Annotated in this window: 16 protein-coding genes and 1 other RNA gene; 9 read left to right on the forward strand and 8 right to left on the reverse strand. The window is 37.9% G+C overall.

Translation table 11 applies throughout. The annotated features are described in order from the left end of the window. The first annotated feature begins 10 nt into the window (after positions 1 to 10). The 3 genes from RM529_RS07570 to RM529_RS07580 are packed head-to-tail and all read left to right on the forward strand — an operon-like array spanning position 11 to position 2,265. Positions 11 to 943: an aspartate carbamoyltransferase catalytic subunit gene (locus tag RM529_RS07570; RefSeq protein WP_311484201.1), complete on the forward strand. Its 933-nt coding sequence runs from the start codon at positions 11 to 13 to the stop codon at positions 941 to 943. Positions 944 to 983: 40 nt separating this feature from the next. After that, positions 984 to 1,316, forward strand: coding sequence for a ribonuclease Z (locus tag RM529_RS07575; protein ID WP_311484202.1), 333 nt, complete (start codon positions 984 to 986; stop codon positions 1,314 to 1,316). Positions 1,317 to 1,356: 40 nt separating this feature from the next. After that, complete coding sequence (locus RM529_RS07580; RefSeq protein ID WP_311484231.1) at positions 1,357 to 2,265, forward strand: ribonuclease Z; 909 nt, start codon at positions 1,357 to 1,359, stop codon at positions 2,263 to 2,265. 502 nt (positions 2,266 to 2,767) lie between these two features. On the opposite strand, the gene RM529_RS07585 is transcribed toward RM529_RS07580, so the two are convergent. Continuing rightward, entirely contained in the window at positions 2,768 to 3,253 is a 486-nt protein-coding gene (locus tag RM529_RS07585) for a hypothetical protein (RefSeq protein WP_311484203.1), read from the reverse strand. A 297-nt stretch (positions 3,254 to 3,550) separates the two neighbouring features. On the opposite strand from RM529_RS07585, the gene pdxH reads away from it, so the two are divergent. The 4 genes from pdxH to RM529_RS07605 are packed head-to-tail and all read left to right on the forward strand — an operon-like array spanning position 3,551 to position 7,679. Then, positions 3,551 to 4,195, forward strand: coding sequence for a pyridoxamine 5'-phosphate oxidase (gene pdxH / locus RM529_RS07590; protein ID WP_311484204.1), 645 nt, complete (start codon positions 3,551 to 3,553; stop codon positions 4,193 to 4,195). Positions 4,196 to 4,197: 2 nt separating this feature from the next. Then, positions 4,198 to 4,683, forward strand: a complete 486-nt coding sequence (locus tag RM529_RS07595; RefSeq protein WP_311484205.1) for a SixA phosphatase family protein — start codon at positions 4,198 to 4,200, stop codon at positions 4,681 to 4,683. A 3-nt stretch (positions 4,684 to 4,686) separates the two neighbouring features. Beyond that, complete coding sequence (gene ppk1, locus RM529_RS07600) at positions 4,687 to 6,789, forward strand: polyphosphate kinase 1 (RefSeq protein ID WP_311484206.1); 2,103 nt, start codon at positions 4,687 to 4,689, stop codon at positions 6,787 to 6,789. Further along, the gene (locus RM529_RS07605) at positions 6,786 to 7,679 is read left to right on the forward strand and encodes a Ppx/GppA phosphatase family protein (protein WP_311484207.1); all 894 of its coding nucleotides are present in this window, start codon (positions 6,786 to 6,788) and stop codon (positions 7,677 to 7,679) included. The genes ppk1 and RM529_RS07605 overlap by 4 nt, the downstream gene beginning before the upstream one ends. Before the next feature lie 274 nt (positions 7,680 to 7,953). Here RM529_RS07605 and RM529_RS07610 read toward each other — a convergent pair whose 3' ends face one another. Both RM529_RS07610 and RM529_RS07615 read right to left on the reverse strand, forming a co-directional pair. Continuing rightward, positions 7,954 to 8,535: a MiaE family protein gene (locus tag RM529_RS07610; RefSeq protein WP_311484208.1), complete on the reverse strand. Its 582-nt coding sequence runs from the start codon at positions 8,533 to 8,535 to the stop codon at positions 7,954 to 7,956. A 2-nt stretch (positions 8,536 to 8,537) separates the two neighbouring features. Further along, complete coding sequence (locus RM529_RS07615; RefSeq protein WP_311484209.1) at positions 8,538 to 10,370, reverse strand: DNA polymerase III subunit gamma/tau; 1,833 nt, start codon at positions 10,368 to 10,370, stop codon at positions 8,538 to 8,540. A gap of 125 nt (positions 10,371 to 10,495) precedes the next feature. Here RM529_RS07615 and rnpB point away from each other — a divergent pair. Then, positions 10,496 to 10,834: RNase P RNA component class A (gene rnpB / locus RM529_RS07620), an RNA gene on the forward strand. Here rnpB and RM529_RS07625 read toward each other — a convergent pair. From RM529_RS07625 to RM529_RS07645, 5 genes are all read right to left on the reverse strand, one after another. Then, positions 10,833 to 11,627 (reverse strand): glycoside hydrolase family 16 protein, encoded by a 795-nt coding sequence (locus RM529_RS07625; protein ID WP_311484210.1) that lies wholly within the window; start codon positions 11,625 to 11,627, stop codon positions 10,833 to 10,835. The two genes, rnpB and RM529_RS07625, sit on opposite strands and share 2 nt — an antisense overlap. 68 nt (positions 11,628 to 11,695) lie before the next feature. After that, entirely contained in the window at positions 11,696 to 12,076 is a 381-nt protein-coding gene (locus RM529_RS07630; protein ID WP_311484211.1) for a hypothetical protein, read from the reverse strand. Between the two features lie 9 nt (positions 12,077 to 12,085). Next, positions 12,086 to 12,619, reverse strand: a complete 534-nt coding sequence (locus tag RM529_RS07635; RefSeq protein ID WP_311484212.1) for an RsmD family RNA methyltransferase — start codon at positions 12,617 to 12,619, stop codon at positions 12,086 to 12,088. Further along, the gene (locus tag RM529_RS07640; RefSeq protein ID WP_311484213.1) at positions 12,619 to 13,437 is read right to left on the reverse strand and encodes a DUF3822 family protein; all 819 of its coding nucleotides are present in this window, start codon (positions 13,435 to 13,437) and stop codon (positions 12,619 to 12,621) included. The genes RM529_RS07635 and RM529_RS07640 overlap by 1 nt, the downstream gene beginning before the upstream one ends. Further along, a complete protein-coding gene (locus RM529_RS07645) occupies positions 13,424 to 14,074 on the reverse strand; it encodes a hypothetical protein (protein ID WP_311484214.1) in 651 nt (216 codons plus the stop codon). Before RM529_RS07645 ends, RM529_RS07640 begins: the two co-directional genes overlap by 14 nt. 121 nt (positions 14,075 to 14,195) lie before the next feature. On the opposite strand from RM529_RS07645, the gene RM529_RS07650 reads away from it, so the two are divergent. Beyond that, positions 14,196 to 15,647, forward strand: a complete 1,452-nt coding sequence (locus tag RM529_RS07650; RefSeq protein WP_311484232.1) for an ATP-dependent DNA helicase — start codon at positions 14,196 to 14,198, stop codon at positions 15,645 to 15,647. Positions 15,648 to 15,950 lie beyond the last annotated feature (303 nt).

Here is a 15,950-nt window from a genome sequence, read left to right on the forward strand (position 1 = left end):
ATAAAAGAAAATGAGGAGCGAATTAAGTGTGGATCACTTACTGGGAATAAAATATCTTGATAAAGAAGATATTGAATTGATTTTTAAAACGGCAGATCATTTTAAAGAAGTGATTAACCGGCCCATCAAGAAAGTTCCTTCTCTCCGTGATATTACCATAGCAAATCTTTTCTTTGAAAACAGTACGCGTACAAGATTATCTTTTGAACTTGCAGAAAAACGCTTGAGTGCAGATATTATTAATTTTTCTGCGGCTTCATCTTCAGTAAAAAAGGGAGAGACACTTATCGATACCGTAAACAATATCCTTTCTATGAAAGTAGATATGGTGGTAATGAGGCATCCCAATCCAGGAGCGGGTATATTTTTATCTAAGCACGTAAATGCACGAATTATTAATGCCGGGGATGGGGCGCATGAGCATCCCACACAGGCTTTACTGGATTCCTATTCCATTAGAGAAAAACTAGGTTCTGTACAAGGGAAGAAAGTGGTAATAGTAGGGGATATCCTTCATAGCCGCGTAGCCCTTTCAAATATTTTTGCTTTAAAACTTCAGGGAGCCGAGGTTAAGGTTTGCGGTCCAAAGACGCTTATTCCGAAGCATATTGAATCTCTGGGGGTTAAAGTGGAGACCAATCTTAAAGCTGCACTGGAATGGTGTGATGTGGCGAATATGTTAAGGGTGCAGAATGAGAGAATGGATATAAGCTATTTTCCCAGTACGAGGGAATATATCCAGCAGTACGGTTTAAACAAGAGTATTCTTGAAGGACTTTCTAAGGAGATCGTAGTGATGCATCCTGGCCCCATAAACAGGGGAGTGGAAATTACCAGTGATGTTGCAGATTCTAAACAAGCTATAATACTGGATCAGGTTCAAAATGGGGTAGCAGTGAGAATGGCAGTGATTTATTTACTTGCTTCAAAAATAAAGCAATAAAGTTCCCCGTCTTTTATAACTTTAGGATCAAAGAAGAATTATGAAGACTACAGAAAAAGAAAATTACCTCCTTATTGAGAACGACCAGGATTCTATTACAGCGTTTGCATCCTATCTCACTACGCATCATGACGATTTTCACGAACAGAATGTTGTTATAGATATAAAAGAGTATGAAAATCTTAGGCTTGATGAAATTTTGGGATTTCTGGAATTATCGAATGTACACAAGAAGCAGAAGAAATCATTTGTTATTGTGAACAATGCCCTGCATATGGACAAGGTTCCGGAGGAATTAATGGTGGTGCCTACGTTACAGGAAGCCGAAGATGTGATACAAATGGAAGAAATTGAACGGGATTTGGGGTTTTAAGTGCATCTTTAATTTATAAGATGCAAGGATTTATACTATGATGAAACTTACTATTCTTGGCTGTTATGCTGCCACACCACGAACCTTTACCAATCCTACTTCACAGGTTTTAGAAATTAAAAACCATATTTTTTTAATTGATTGTGGTGAAGGAACTCAGGTACAGCTAAGAAGGAATAAAATCAAATTTTCTAAAATTCAGCATATCTTTATTTCCCATCTTCATGGGGACCATTGTTTTGGCCTTGTAGGGTTAATTTCTACCTTTCGTCTCTTAAACCGTGAAGCAGACCTCCATGTTTATGGTCCAAAGGGGATTAAAGAAATTATTACTCTTCAGCTCAAACTTTCTAACTCCTGGACCAATTACTCGCTTTATTTTCATGAACTGGAGAGTAAATCTTCAGAAGTTATCTATGAAGATGAAAAAGTTACAGTAGAAACAATTCCGCTGAACCACAGGATATATACTAATGGTTTTTTATTCAGAGAAAAGCCTGGCGACAGGAAGTTATTAATTCAAAAGGCACAGGAGTATAATATTGATGTAAGCTTATATAACAGTTTAAAAAAAGGCAAAGACGTTATTTCTGAAGATGGTGAGCTTGTCCCAAATCAGAAAGTCACGGCAGATCCGGCACCGGTAAAGAGCTACGCCTATTGCAGTGATACTTCATTTTATCCTGAAATTATCCCACAGATTAAAAAGGCTACAGTTCTATACCATGAGTCTACTTTTTTAGAAGACAAACATGAGCTTGCCGCACCTACAAAACATTCTACAGCCAAACAGGCTGCCACAATTGCGAGAGAAGCTGAAGTTTCGCAGCTTCTCTTAGGTCATTACTCTACCCGTTATTCCAATCTTGAGAAATTTAAAGAAGAAGCATCGGAAGTATTTCCGAATTGTGAACTTTCCGATGACGGAAAGGTTTTTGTCTTTGAATAACATCTTATATTAATTATTCCTTTATTTCCTACAGAATCACTTTGGACCGCTGTAGTTTTGTAGGCTTGAGCATTTTGAAAAGAAAGAATCAGAAAAATAAATATGAGCAATCCTGATAAAATAGATGTAACTCTATAATCCATAAGTAGGTGTTTGTAAGGTTCTATAAAAACTGTCTTCGAGCTCTTTGAGTAAGTTGGGGTTCACTCTGGCCTTTAAGAAGATTTAAGCAAAAAAAAATTTAGTTTTGTAATTTTGCCAGGTGATTTAAATACTTTGAGGGGACAGTATTTCGTACTCACCTGAACAACATTGAAGTAAAATTATTACAAATAAATCCTTAAAAAAGTAATAAAGGAATTATTAGATGTAAGCTATTCTTTCTTCGGTAAACTACCTGTCTTTTAGGTGAAAAGTCAATATAAAATAAGTGAAAAATTGATTTTTACGTGCAGAGAAAGACTTTATAGAAACATTAATACTTGTTAAAGTAGGAGGGAATTTATTTATTTTCGTACATGATCATGCGATGTTCTTCTGCCTCTACAAGAGGAAATTCATCTAAATCGATAGCATAAATCCAACCTTCTTCCACAGTTTCAAAAACATCATATGGTGAACTTACGGTGTAACCGAGTTCCTGCATGGCATAATTAATCCAGGTTTTATAATTTGGAACATCCATTGGAGAGTCATTCGCAGTAACAATAAGATGGTCATCTTCAATGCTAATGGTATATTTGGAATTCTGTCCATTTTTAACCTGGCCCATTTCTATCCAGTCACCTTCTTCCATTTTGGAAATTTCAATATTGTTCAGGTTATTCGGATTAAAATCTACTGCGTAGACTTCATGTTTCCGTTGATAGCTGTCAGGATTGGTCATTGCAGGAACAGAGCAACTGGCAGTAATTCCTACAGCAAAAATTACTAGTAAAAAACGGGAAAGAAAGGTTTTGGACTTTGGGTTATATACAGCCTTAGACATCGTACTACTTTTTTAATAAACATTCTTAAGTAGTAGGTTAAGATTTTTTAGTTCCGGGGGAAGAACCAATAATAGCGCCAATTTATGGATTAAATTTTATTCAATTATCATGATCAGTGCCTTTATGGATGTATGGTTAAAAAACCCAGATGAAAGGCTTATTTTTAACTTTACATTAAGAGCTGTAGTGACCGGTCTGTAAAATTTCTACGAAAAAATAGCTATAAGAGAAGAAAGTTACTTTTTCAGATTTTTACTTCGGCGCAAAACTCTTAAATTGCAGGAAAGCTCTTAGAAATGGAAAAGAATCTTCAGGATTATAGAAAATCCTACGAGAAATATACGCTTTCAGAAACTGTTATTCCTGTCTCTCCTATTATGTTGTTTGAAGAATGGTTTTTGGAAGCCGAGAAGGATGATAAGATAGATGAGGCCAATGCCATGAATATTTCCACTATTGGACTGGATGGATTTCCTAAGAACCGGGTTGTTTTATTAAAGAAATATACTGAAAAGGGATTTACGTTTTATACTAATTACGAATCTGAAAAAGGACTGGCGATATCAAAAAATCCGCAGGTATGTCTTTCTTTTTTCTGGCCAAACATGGAGCGGCAGGTAATAATTAAAGGTGTTGCAACAAAAACTTCTGAAGAGGAGTCTTCCGCTTATTTTTATTCCCGGCCCCGTGGTAGTCAATTGGGTGCTTTAGCTTCAAATCAGAGCAAGAGAATATCTTCCCGGCAGGAGCTTGAAGAGGAATTGGAGGATCTCACAAAGAAATATGAAGGAGAAACAATACCGAAACCAAACGAATGGGGAGGCTACAATGTTGTTCCAGTGAATTATGAGTTTTGGCAGGGTAGAAAAAATCGTCTACACGACAGGATTCTGTTTTCAAAAGTAGATCAGAAATGGAAAATTGAACGCTTAGCACCTTAATTATGAAGAGATTAATCCTGGTGAGACATGGTAAATCGTCCTGGAAAGAAGATCTTCCGGATCATAAGAGACCTCTGAAGAAAAGAGGCTATAGGGACGGGGAAAAAATTTCAAAAACATTTACAGAATTCTATTCCCCGGGAGCAATGTTATGGAGTAGTCCGGCTACCCGTGCATTGGAAACAGCAACAATATTTAAGGAAGCTCTCAAGGTGTCGGATGAAGAATTCAGAATACGGCAGAAACTCTATACTTTTGATGCTAAAGAGCTGCAGGAAATTATAAGGTCCTGCCCCAATGCTATAGATAAATTAATGGTTTTTGGGCATAATCCAGCTATGACCAATACGGTAAACCTCTTGGGAGATAAACACCTGGAGAATCTCCCTACCACCGGACTTTGTGTTATTGATTTTCAAAATGATGAATGGAAAGATATTAAAAACGGAAAAACCATTATAACTTTACTACCTAAGAATTTGCGATAATTTATGCTGAATAGAAAATATATAAACCGGGAGCTTAGCTGGTTGCAATTTAATTCCAGAGTGCTTCAGGAAGCTGAAGACGAAACTGTTCCCTTAATAGAAAGACTCCGTTTCTTAGGAATATTTTCCAACAACCTGGACGAATTTTTTAAAGTAAGGTATGCAACTGTTAAACGAATCGACCTGGCCGGAAAAGCAGGTAAAAGCGCACTTGGAGGAATAAAAGCCAGTAAATTACTGGAGAAAATAACCGAAATAGTTATCCGTCAACAATCTGAGAGTTTAAAAATTCTCGATGATATTCAGACACGGCTCAGGCAACACAACATTAATATTATCAAAGAAAATGAGGTTTCAGAATCTCAGGAAGAATTTATTAAAGAATTCTTTCTTTCAAAAGTAAGTCCGGCGCTGGTTACAATCATCCTAAATGATCTTCCGGAAATTCCGAGTCTTAAAGATAGTGCAGCTTACCTGGCTGTAAAAATGGTGATGAAGGAAGAAGTGCCAAAGCACGGGATTACTCAGCTTATCGACCGTTCTGTAAAAGAGAAGAAGTATGTTTTAATTGAAATTCCAAGGAGTATAGAGCGTTTTGTTGTACTCCCGGAGGAGGGTGGTAAGCAGTATATCATGTTGCTTGACGACCTGATTAGATATAATCTGCATCGAATTTTTAACATTTTCGAGTATGAGAGTATTACTGCTCACATGATAAAAATAACAAGAGATGCAGAGCTGGATATCGACAGTGATTTAAGTAAAAGTTTTATAGAAAAAATTTCCAGCAGTGTGAAAGACAGGATCAAAGGAGATCCGGTCCGTTTTGTTTATGATATGAATATTGATGAGGACACCCTTACTTATTTAATGAATAAGATGGGGATTGATTCTACAGATAGCATAATTCCCGGCGGGAGATATCACAACAGGAGGGATTACATGAATTTTCCCAGTCTTGGTTCCAACGAACTTTACTATGAAGTACGTGATCCTTTGCCAATTCCCGGGCTTATTCTGCAAGCCAGTCTCCTGTCTGGCATTGCTGCCAAAGATTTCCTGCTTTATACCCCTTATCAAACTTTTTCCTACACCGTTAAATTCTTAAGGGAAGCAGCGCTGGATCCCAAGGTAAAAACCATTAAAATTACTATTTACAGGCTTGCAAAGATTTCCCATATCGCAAGCTCTTTAATTAATGCAGTAAAAAATGGTAAAAAAGTAACGGTGCAAATCGAATTGAGGGCGAGGTTTGATGAAGTGGCAAACATTCGATATGCCGAGCAAATGCAACAGGAGGGAGTAAATCTTATCTTTGGCGTCCCAGGGCTTAAAGTGCATTGCAAAGCCTGTGTTATTGAAAGGGAAGAGGAAGGGAAAACGCGCCGGTACGGATTCTTAAGTACCGGAAATTTTAATGAATCTACTTCCAGGGTGTATACAGACTACACGCTTTTTACCGCAGATCCTGAAATCCTGAAAGAGGTGAACAAGGTATTCGACTTTTTTGAAACAAATTATAAAGTAAATAAGTACAAACATCTTTTGGTTTCTCCACATTATACCAGGACCGCTTTAATGGGGCTTATTCAGAAGGAAATAGACGCAGCCAAAAAAGGTGTTTTTGCTGAAATTAAATTGAAGCTTAATAGCCTTTCCGATTATAAAATGATTGATAAACTTTACCAGGCCAGCTCGGCGGGAGTAAAGATCAAGCTCATTGTACGCGGTATCTGCTGCTTAATCCCGGGGGTTAAGGGAATGAGTGAAAACATTGAAGCTATAAGTATTGTAGATAAGTTTTTAGAACATCCGCGGCTTTACATTTTCGAAAACTCCGGAAACCCAAAAATATATATTTCTTCAGCAGATTGGATGACGAGAAATATGGATCAAAGAGTGGAAATCTCCTGTCCCATTTATGATGAAGATGTAAAAAAGGAAATCCTGGAAACTTTTGATATAAGCTGGAGGGATAATGTAAAGGCCAGGATTTTTGATGGGGAACAGACAAATAACCGAAGAAAGGACGATCAACCACCTTTACGTTCCCAGTTTGCGTTATACGATTATTATTTAAAGAAAATTGAAACAATAACAGAGTGATTACACAAAAAAATTACGCAGCTATAGATATTGGTTCCAACGCAGTAAGGCTGTTGGTGTCTACGATTACAGAAAAAGAAGGACAAGATCCAAACTTTAGAAAAACCTCCCTTGTGCGGGTGCCTATCCGCCTGGGAGCTGATGTTTTTCTTAATAAAAATATTTCTGAAAGAAATATTTCCCGGATGCTGGATACCATGCAGGCTTTTGACCTGCTAATGAAGTCTCATGGAGTAGAAAAATACAAAGCCTGTGCAACTTCAGCAATGAGAGAAGCTGAAAATGGAGAGAACGTAACTAAGATGATCGGGGAAAAAACCGGTGTGGACATAGAAATAATAGATGGAAACCACGAAGCGGCAATTATCGCAGCTACAGATTTGCATGCGCTTATTCAAAATGATTGCAATTATCTATATGTAGACGTGGGTGGAGGTAGTACTGAATATACACTGTACAGTAACGGCAAAACCGTGGCTTCAAAGTCTTTTAAAGTAGGGACGGTAAGGTTACTGAACGATCTGGTGAAAAACAGCACCTGGAAAGAAATGGAAAACTGGGTGAAAGACACCACAAAGGGATTTAACGATATAGATCTTATTGGCTCCGGCGGAAATATAAATAACATCTTTAAAACCAGTGGAAAAAAAGAAGGTAAGCCTTTAAGCCTTTCCTATTTAAAGAAATATGACGAACTGATTAATTCCTATACTTATGAGGAAAGGATTACCGAACTGGATCTTAAAAATGACAGGGCAGATGTTATTATTCCGGCTTCGAAGATTTACGTTAATTCCATGAAGTGGGCTAAGGCAAATCAGATTTATGTTCCAAAAATTGGTCTTTCTGATGGAATTATTAAATCCTTATACAATGAAAGCCAAAATTAGTTAGATTTTGTAAGGAATGAAAAATCAAGAGCAGGCAAGAATTTGTCAGTTTTCGATAAACTGAAGCAGTCCGCAATAAAGATTTTAGTATTTACTTGTAATCAGCTATAAATTAGAATTTTTTCGGATTTCTGGCAGCGATAATCAGCAGGAAAAATCCAATCTGTGCCTATAAATTACCTGGAGATCGAAAATTGCCAATTTTGAAGCTCTTTCTATATGGCCAAAAAGTTTTAATGTCTTATACAGTTAAAAAACACGATGCTTTGAAAATTTATCCGTGAATGCTCTCTTTTTTTCCAAGATCTTTCATGACTTGAGCTTCAAATTCCAACAAATCCTGCCATTTCTGGTCCACAACTTCACGATCTCCGTACTTTCTGGCGAATTGAAGGAACATCGTGTAGTGGTTGGCCTCACTAACCATCAAACTACGGTAGAATTCAGCGAGTTCTTGGTCTTCCAGTTTTTCTGAAAGCAACCGGAAGCGTTCACAGCTTCTGGCTTCAATTAAACCGGCAATTAATAACCTGTGTACCAGCTGTGTGGTACGACTGCCTCCTTTGGGAAAGAAATTCCGCAGCTGGATCACATACTCGTCCTTGCGGTCATGACCTAAGGTGTAACCTCTCTTTAGGATGCGATCAAAAACCATTTTAAAGTGTCCCATTTCTTCCCTTGCCAGTGCAGTCATCGCTGTTACAAGTTCAGAATATTCGGGATAGGTGACAATCAGGGAAATTGCTGTAGACGCTGCTTTTTGTTCACACCAGGCGTGATCGATTAGAATTTCATCTATATTTTTTTCAGCAATATCGGCCCATCGTGGGTCTGTTGGTAATTTTAATCCTAACATATTTATACGTCTAAATCAAATGTTGATCTCAATTTGTCTATTAAAGGATTTTTTTCCTTCAGTTTATTATATTTTTCTATCGGAGTAAAAGCAAATTTCTTCGCACTGCTTTCGTTTACAAGAATTGTGAGCGATATTTGCGAATTATGGAGCTTGTTCTTTAAAAAACCCATAAGTTTATTTTGCGCCCTCTCCAGGTCAATTTTCATTGTTTCGGCAGGAAGCTCAATAATTATCTCTCTTTCTTTCAGCTTTGGTAAATCGGTTTCAAGGATAGAGGCAAGAATCTTCTCTCCACTTTTCTTCAGTCTTTGCACATATTCGTTCCAGGCCAATTGCAGCTGAGTTTCCGAAAATTCGCTCGTCATCTCCTTCTCAGCAGGAACATTTGCCTGTTGTTTAGCCGCAATTTCTTTCTTTGCACGTATACTCTTCAGGGAAAGGCCCGATACCTTTTCCTTTTGTACTGAAGTATCTGTTACCGGCTCTGTCTCAGGTTTCCTGGCAGCAGGAGGTGTTGTTGTAGCTTTTTTCTGCTGAATTTCTTCCGCAGGACTTTTTTCTGAATAATATTCCGGATTTTCTTTTACAGGTTCACAAGCTCCATCTGGCGTTTTGTTTTTTTCTGAAGGTAACTGCGATTCCTTAGGCGCGACAGAATCATTGGCAGCATATTCGTTATTCTGAATTAGTTTTCTTTCTTCTGAAGAAAGGGGAGAAGCCGGGTTTTCAAATTGACCGGGCGGAATTATACGCCGTTCAGACTTTTTTTTTTCTCCATCAAAGGTGATGGAGGCGAGTTGCATGAGACATAATTCCACCAAAAGACGCTGATTTCGGCTGCTTTTGTACTTTAAATCACAGTCGTTGGCAAGGTTAATTCCTTCCAGCAAAAATTGATGAGAAGTTTTTTGTGACTGCTCAAAATATCTCCTCTTGGTCTGTTCTCCAACCTCAAGGAGGGAAATTGTTTTTTGATCCTTACAGACCAATAAATCCCTGAAGTGGGATGCAAGACCGGCGATAAAGTGATGGCCGTCAAAACCGCTGGATAAGATATCATTATAGGTAACCAGCAGCCCCGGAATATTGTTTTCGAGGATAAGATCTGTCACCTTCATATAAGTGTCGTAATCCAGAACGTTCAGATTTTCTGTTACAGCCTGCCGGGTAAGATCATTCCCGCTAAAACTCACTACCCTGTCATAGATAGAAAGTGCATCCCGCATGGCCCCATCTGCTTTTTGGGCAATAATTTGCAGCGCATCTTCATCGGCATTTACGCCTTCCTGTTCTGCGATATAAGACAGGTAATTTTTCGCATCGGTGACTGTAATCCGCTTAAAATCGAAAATCTGGCATCTTGAAAGAATGGTAGGAATTATCTTGTGCTTTTCTGTAGTAGCAAGTATGAAAATTGCATGTTTTGGAGGTTCTTCTAAAGTCTTTAGAAAAGCATTAAAAGCGGAAGCGGAAAGCATGTGTACCTCATCAATAATGTACACTTTGTAATTTCCAACTTGCGGCGGAATCCTAACCTGGTCTATTAAATTACGAATATCGTCTACAGAATTATTTGAAGCGGCATCTAATTCAAAAATATTAAAAGCAAAATCCTCATCTGGAGCATGGTTTTCATCCTGGTTAATCATTTTTGCCAAAATACGGGCACAGGTTGTTTTACCAACGCCACGCGGGCCGGTAAAAAGCAATGCCTGTGCAAGATGGTTGTGCTGTATGGCATTGGCAAGGGTGTTGGTTATAGCCTGTTGGCCCACAACATCCTTAAAAGTTTGCGGCCGGTATTTTCTGGCTGATACTACAAAATGCTCCATCAAATTCTATTGAACAACAAATATAAAAATCACAGGTCTAAACTTGAAGTTTGTGAAGTTTATTTTTAAACAAAAGAGGACGAGAAATCAACAATTTTATCCTGTGTTTTGCATTACCTTTGCAGGAAGCAGGTCGCCTTGTCGCTTGACCTATTATTTCAGGTTTATTCCTGAAATGCGAGGTTGAGAGGAAAGTCCGGACACCATAGGGCAGCATAGTGGGTAACGCCCACCGGCCGTAAGGTTAGGACAAGTGCAACAGAAAGTATGTACAGGTAATGCTGTAGTGAAACCAGGTAAACTCTATGCGGTGCAATGCCATGTAAACCGGTACTGCAGATGGCCCGTCTGCTTCCGGAGGGTAGGCAGCTAAAGGCTTTTGGCAACAAAAGTTTCAGATAAATGACAAGGGCTTTCGAACTATTCGGAATGCACAGAATCCGGCTTACAGACCTGCTTTTTTTATTCCATTTCCTGGTAAACCCTTACATAGTCTATCAAAAATTGCTGAGGAAGAATAGATTCATCCAGTTCTCCCGCCCAGCCACCACCAAGGGCCAGGTTTATAAGCAAATAATAAGGTTTTCTGAAGATATATGCCATACTTCCCGCTTCTTCTATGTGAAAGGTGTGGTAGAGTTCTCCGTCAATCAAAAATTCAATTCTATCTTTTGTCCAGTTAATGCCATAAACGTGAAAATCTTTATGAAGGTCGGTTACTAAAAATTTCGCACCATCTGAGGAATATTGCACTTCATTATCTGCAGGGTAATGAACAGTACCATGGATATGCTCATTTTCTTTACCGACAAATTCCATAATATCTATTTCTCCTGCAAAAGGCCATTCTACCTCATTAAAATCTGTACCCAGCATCCATATCGCAGGCCATACACCCTGTCCCTGTGGGAGTTTTGCACGTACCCGTACCCGCCCGTATCTAAAACTGAACTTCCCGAATGTATTAATGCTGGCAGAGGTGTAGGTGGTTTTTTCTGAATTCGTGCGCCAGTGGGTGCTTCCTTCTATATAAGAATTATTTAAAATCTGATCCTTCCGACCTTCTATGATTAGATTCCCGTTTTTAACCCTCGCATTCTTTCTACGTTCTCTGGTATAGTATTGCGGTTCCATGTTTCTTACAAAACCTTCTTCGAAGCTCCATTTTTCAGGATTGGGAAGCCCCCGGTAATCAAATTCATCAGAAAAAGTCAATTCATATTTTGCGTCTTGAGAAGTTGAATCAGAAACTGTCATAAGGAGGATTAAAAGAATTAATAACTTAAAGTCATTGGAATAAAAAGATAAAGTTAAAGGCAGGGAAATCATGTTTTTGTTAATTCTCTGGCCCACTCTACTGCATCTTCAAGGGCAGTAAAAATTTCAAAAGGAAAATCAACAAAGCTACTCTCAAATTTTGCGGTACTTATTTTGGAAGCTTGAGGGCATACAATTCCAATTCCCCTTAAGCCCTGTATATCGTTTACTAGTTCTGGATAAATAACAGGATTTACATTGTAGTTATTTTTTCTAAGGGAAATATAGACAAAGTTGGTGTCTTTGTAAAACTCCGTGCACACCTTTATATAGGAATTAACTTCCACGTGTCCCACTACAACATCTTCTTTTACTGTAGAAATAATATAGTTCTTATGATATTCCAATACTGTGTGTTCGAGATCTTTTGTTCTCAAAACTTTATCCATAGGCTTAATTTACGAAAAAAAGCTAAAAACGGAATTGCCATACTTGCGTGAATCCTTAAAATGAAGTGACGTAGTAAGATCGGTTTTTTTGGAGTGTTCAATGATAAGCTGTCCGCCGGTATTTAAAAGATCATTTTCAAAAATTATTTCTGCAATTCTTTTAAATGTGTCGTCCTCGAAACCGTAAGGTGGATCGGCAAAAATAATATCGGCCTTTACAGAAGCTTTTTCGAGGTATTTGAAAACATCACTTTTTATAACTGTGATATTAAAATCAAGTTCTAAAGCGGTCTTTTTGATAAATTTCACGCATTCGAAGTTACTGTCCACTACAGTAATATTTTCTGCACCGCGGGAAGCAAATTCATAAGCTATATTTCCAGTACCGGAAAAAAGATCAACAACTTTTAGATTACTAAAATTGAAATTATTGTTCAGGATATTAAAAAGGGCTTCCTTCGCCATATCTGTGGTGGGGCGAACCGGAAGCTTTTTGGGAGCGGTAATTCTCCTGCCTTTATTTGTGCCCGAAATTATTCTCATTACAGCGATTTTAAAAGTATATATTCTTCAGACTGTTTTGCCGGTTTCTCAACGTCCCCGGTATAATCAAAAGGATAAAATACGTCAAGAAAACTAATATTTTTTATGTAATTATAAGCAATTTCATAAAGTGGGGAGTCGCGATCTATATTGCCCAAAAGGAGCAGATCCAGTTCCAGGGGGTCAACGTTTAATTGTTCTGCAGTAAACAGGATATAATATAAGAAATCTTCCCGGGTCTCGTAAGAAAAAGTGTTACAGAGCAAAAGTTTTCCATTCTCAATAATTACGAGGTCATATTCCTTCTTCCTGTTGTAAAGGTATGCTTTAACCCTATCATCTCCCGGTAATTTTAAAAGCTCACCAATTAGAACAGTTATAGAATGGCGGTATTCAAATTCGCCATATTTATCGAAAAAGTAATTGATGATGTTAGTGTACGGAATATAGACATTTACAATTTCACTTTTCCCAAGTTCATCATAAGCAATAAAGTCGGTTTTAAGGATCTTGGTGTTAAATTTCAAATAGTCAGATGCGTTTTCTTCACTAAAAAGAGGAGAAGGCACGAGGGAGTAAAAACTGTTGCTGAAAATAACAAGCACCTCATCCACTTCCTTCTTTAGTAAAGCTTCTTTTTGATAAATGAGTTCAATTTCTGCCAGGACCCTGGCCGGATTAAACTGCGCAGAAAACGGATACTTCTTGTAAAAAACCACGGTTTTACTCTCTGTATTTAGCATACAAAAAGAAAGTCCATTCAGGCTAACCTGAATGGACAGTTTTAAGAAATTATTTTCTCTTTTATTCGTCACCATATGACTGTGGCCAGTTCCCGTTGGTATTGACCTCCTGCATAGATCCTACACTTATAAAACGACCATTCACATCGTCCACAGACTGGATTTCATTTTCCTGTAGAACCAGTGTTCTGTCCTGATCATATAAAATTTTGCTCTTCGCAATTTTTGCCTCAAATACAGGAATTTGGTTGTCACCTTTAGGTATGGTACCGGCTTCCAGATCAAATTGGGCATCTGCACCTTCAATTGGGACATTAATCATACTTCTGTAACGCTCCTCATTCCCATTAAATAAAGAATCCTTTATAGAAACAAAATCAAGAGTGTCAATTACCACATCTTCAATATATTGGTCTACACCATAAGTCCTTCTATACTCTTCATCAAGATAAGTAGTATCACGACGTTGTGTAATTGCAAACTCAGCGGTGTCAATAAAACGAACCAATTTATCAAAATCTTCTTCAAAAGAACCTGTCACTTCTCTGTGGGCAAGTTCAGCAGCCCTTATATCTTTTAGATTTTCAATTACCTTAGCGTAACGCTTCTCTTTAACTTTGTTAAACTGAATAGGTCGGTAAACGGCATCAAATGTAAGATAGGCCAGGAAAATTATCACCAACCAAAGGAGTAACTGAATTACAAGTCTCATGCTTTAATAATTTATTTATGTAAAATTTATAGTGTATAGGACAAATCTACAATTTTTTTTTATTCGTAAAAGTTTCTTCCCTAAAAATCCATTGTTATATTTGATATTTCACTTAACCTCTATGGAAGTACCTTCTGCCGCCTCATTTTATAAATTACTTTTAAACGATCTGGGATTTCCTGCAAAGGCCAAACAGGATATAGCTTTGCAGCAACTGTCGGCATTTGCAACAGCGGGAGGAAAAGATTCTCTGTTTGTACTGAAAGGTTTTGCGGGAACCGGTAAAACCACCATTATCAGTTCACTTGTAAAAAACCTCTGGAAGATAAAGAAATCCGGAGTTTTACTGGCTCCCACAGGTAGGGCAGCAAAAGTAATTTCCAATTATTCAAAGCAGGAAGCGTTTACCATCCATAAGAAAATCTATTTCCCGAAGAAATCGGGCGGGGGAGGAGTAAGTTTTGTACTTCAGCCTAACAAGCATAAAAACAGCCTGTTTATTGTAGATGAGGCTTCCATGATTTCTGATGAGAATTCCGATTCAAAGTTGTTCGAAAATGGTTCCCTGCTGGACGATCTCATGCAGTTTGTATATTCGGGACAGAATTGTCAGTTAATTCTTATTGGGGACACTGCCCAGCTGCCTCCGGTTAAGATGGATATGAGCCCTGCATTGCAAGAGGAAAAACTTCAGTTTAGTTATAACAAAGAGGTAAAACATATAGAGCTGGACGAGGTTGTAAGACAAAGTGAAGAAAGCGATATTTTGCTGAACGCCACAAGGATTCGCGAATGCCTTCAGGAAGAATTCTATGAGAGCTTTAAATTTAAACTGACTTCAAAAAAAGACGTGATTCGCCTTACAGATGGCTACGATATTATGGAAGCCATTCAGGATTCTTATGACAATCTTGGTAACGAAGAGACGAGTATTATTGTGCGTTCCAATAAGCGGGCAAATCAATACAACCAGCAAATAAGGAACAGGATTCTTTTTCAGGAAGAAGAAATATCTGCCGGCGATTATTTAATGGTGGTGAAAAACAATTATTTCTGGATAAAACCTGCTTCCGAAGCAGGTTTTATTGCCAACGGAGACATTGTGAAAGTTTTGGAAATCTTCGGAATAAAAGAACTGTACGGTTTTCGCTTTGCTGAAGTACAGGTTCAAATGGTAGATTATCCTAAGATGCGGCCTTTTGAAACCGTTGTGCTGCTGGACACGCTAACGAGCAATACGCCGTCCCTTTCTTATGAAGAATCTAATAATCTGTACCAGGAAGTGATGAAAGATTATGCTGAAGAAACTTCAAAATACAAGAAATTCCTGAAGGTGAAGAACAATAAGTATTTTAATGCCCTGCAAATCAAATTCTCTTACGCGATGACCTGCCATAAGTCACAAGGCGGGCAGTGGAATACCGTGTTTATTGAGCAGCCATATTTGCCAAATGGAGTAGGTAAGGAATACTTAAGGTGGCTTTATACTGCAGTTACAAGAGCAACAGATAAACTGTACCTGATTGGTTTTAAGGATGATTTTTTTGTGGAAAACGCAATGAATGAAGAGTGAGAAGTACAAATAAGAAACAAGAACCAGGAAAGGAGACCGCTTTGCTGCTCAAAGATAGCCTTTTTGAACACTATGAATCGAAAATTGCCATTTTTAGTCCATCGCTTGAAATAAGGTAGTGAATAGTGAAAAAGACATAAACAGTCGAAATCAGCCATTCTAAGACCACCATCTTAATTTTTAGCAGACAACAGAAAAACAGATTTTCGAAATTAACTTAACCTAAACAAGGTCGCCTGCTAAAAATGGCTATTTTTGACCAACTAAAAACACAATAACATTGGATAAACCACTTAGAATAAT

The sequence above is a fragment of the Autumnicola edwardsiae genome, assembly GCF_031846505.1.
Lineage (GTDB): Bacteria > Bacteroidota > Bacteroidia > Flavobacteriales > Flavobacteriaceae > Autumnicola > Autumnicola edwardsiae.

What these genes read in the sequence shown, in the direction of transcription:
- RM529_RS07610 (WP_311484208.1), bottom strand. Translation starts at nt 8,535, where the DNA reads ATGTTAGGATTAAAATTACCAACAGACCCACGATGGGCCGATATTGCT.
- RM529_RS07625 (WP_311484210.1), bottom strand. Translation starts at nt 11,627, where the DNA reads ATGACAGTTTCTGATTCAACTTCTCAAGACGCAAAATATGAATTGACT.
- RM529_RS07575 (WP_311484202.1), top strand. Translation starts at nt 984, where the DNA reads ATGAAGACTACAGAAAAAGAAAATTACCTCCTTATTGAGAACGACCAG.
- RM529_RS07585 (WP_311484203.1), bottom strand. Translation starts at nt 3,253, where the DNA reads ATGTCTAAGGCTGTATATAACCCAAAGTCCAAAACCTTTCTTTCCCGT.
- pdxH (WP_311484204.1), top strand. Translation starts at nt 3,551, where the DNA reads ATGGAAAAGAATCTTCAGGATTATAGAAAATCCTACGAGAAATATACG.
- RM529_RS07645 (WP_311484214.1), bottom strand. Translation starts at nt 14,074, where the DNA reads ATGAGACTTGTAATTCAGTTACTCCTTTGGTTGGTGATAATTTTCCTG.
- RM529_RS07595 (WP_311484205.1), top strand. Translation starts at nt 4,198, where the DNA reads ATGAAGAGATTAATCCTGGTGAGACATGGTAAATCGTCCTGGAAAGAA.
- RM529_RS07580 (WP_311484231.1), top strand. Translation starts at nt 1,357, where the DNA reads ATGAAACTTACTATTCTTGGCTGTTATGCTGCCACACCACGAACCTTT.
- RM529_RS07640 (WP_311484213.1), bottom strand. Translation starts at nt 13,437, where the DNA reads ATGGTGACGAATAAAAGAGAAAATAATTTCTTAAAACTGTCCATTCAG.
- RM529_RS07650 (WP_311484232.1), top strand. Translation starts at nt 14,196, where the DNA reads ATGGAAGTACCTTCTGCCGCCTCATTTTATAAATTACTTTTAAACGAT.
- RM529_RS07615 (WP_311484209.1), bottom strand. Translation starts at nt 10,370, where the DNA reads ATGGAGCATTTTGTAGTATCAGCCAGAAAATACCGGCCGCAAACTTTT.
- RM529_RS07635 (WP_311484212.1), bottom strand. Translation starts at nt 12,619, where the DNA reads ATGAGAATAATTTCGGGCACAAATAAAGGCAGGAGAATTACCGCTCCC.
- RM529_RS07630 (WP_311484211.1), bottom strand. Translation starts at nt 12,076, where the DNA reads ATGGATAAAGTTTTGAGAACAAAAGATCTCGAACACACAGTATTGGAA.
- ppk1 (WP_311484206.1), top strand. Translation starts at nt 4,687, where the DNA reads ATGCTGAATAGAAAATATATAAACCGGGAGCTTAGCTGGTTGCAATTT.
- RM529_RS07570 (WP_311484201.1), top strand. Translation starts at nt 11, where the DNA reads ATGAGGAGCGAATTAAGTGTGGATCACTTACTGGGAATAAAATATCTT.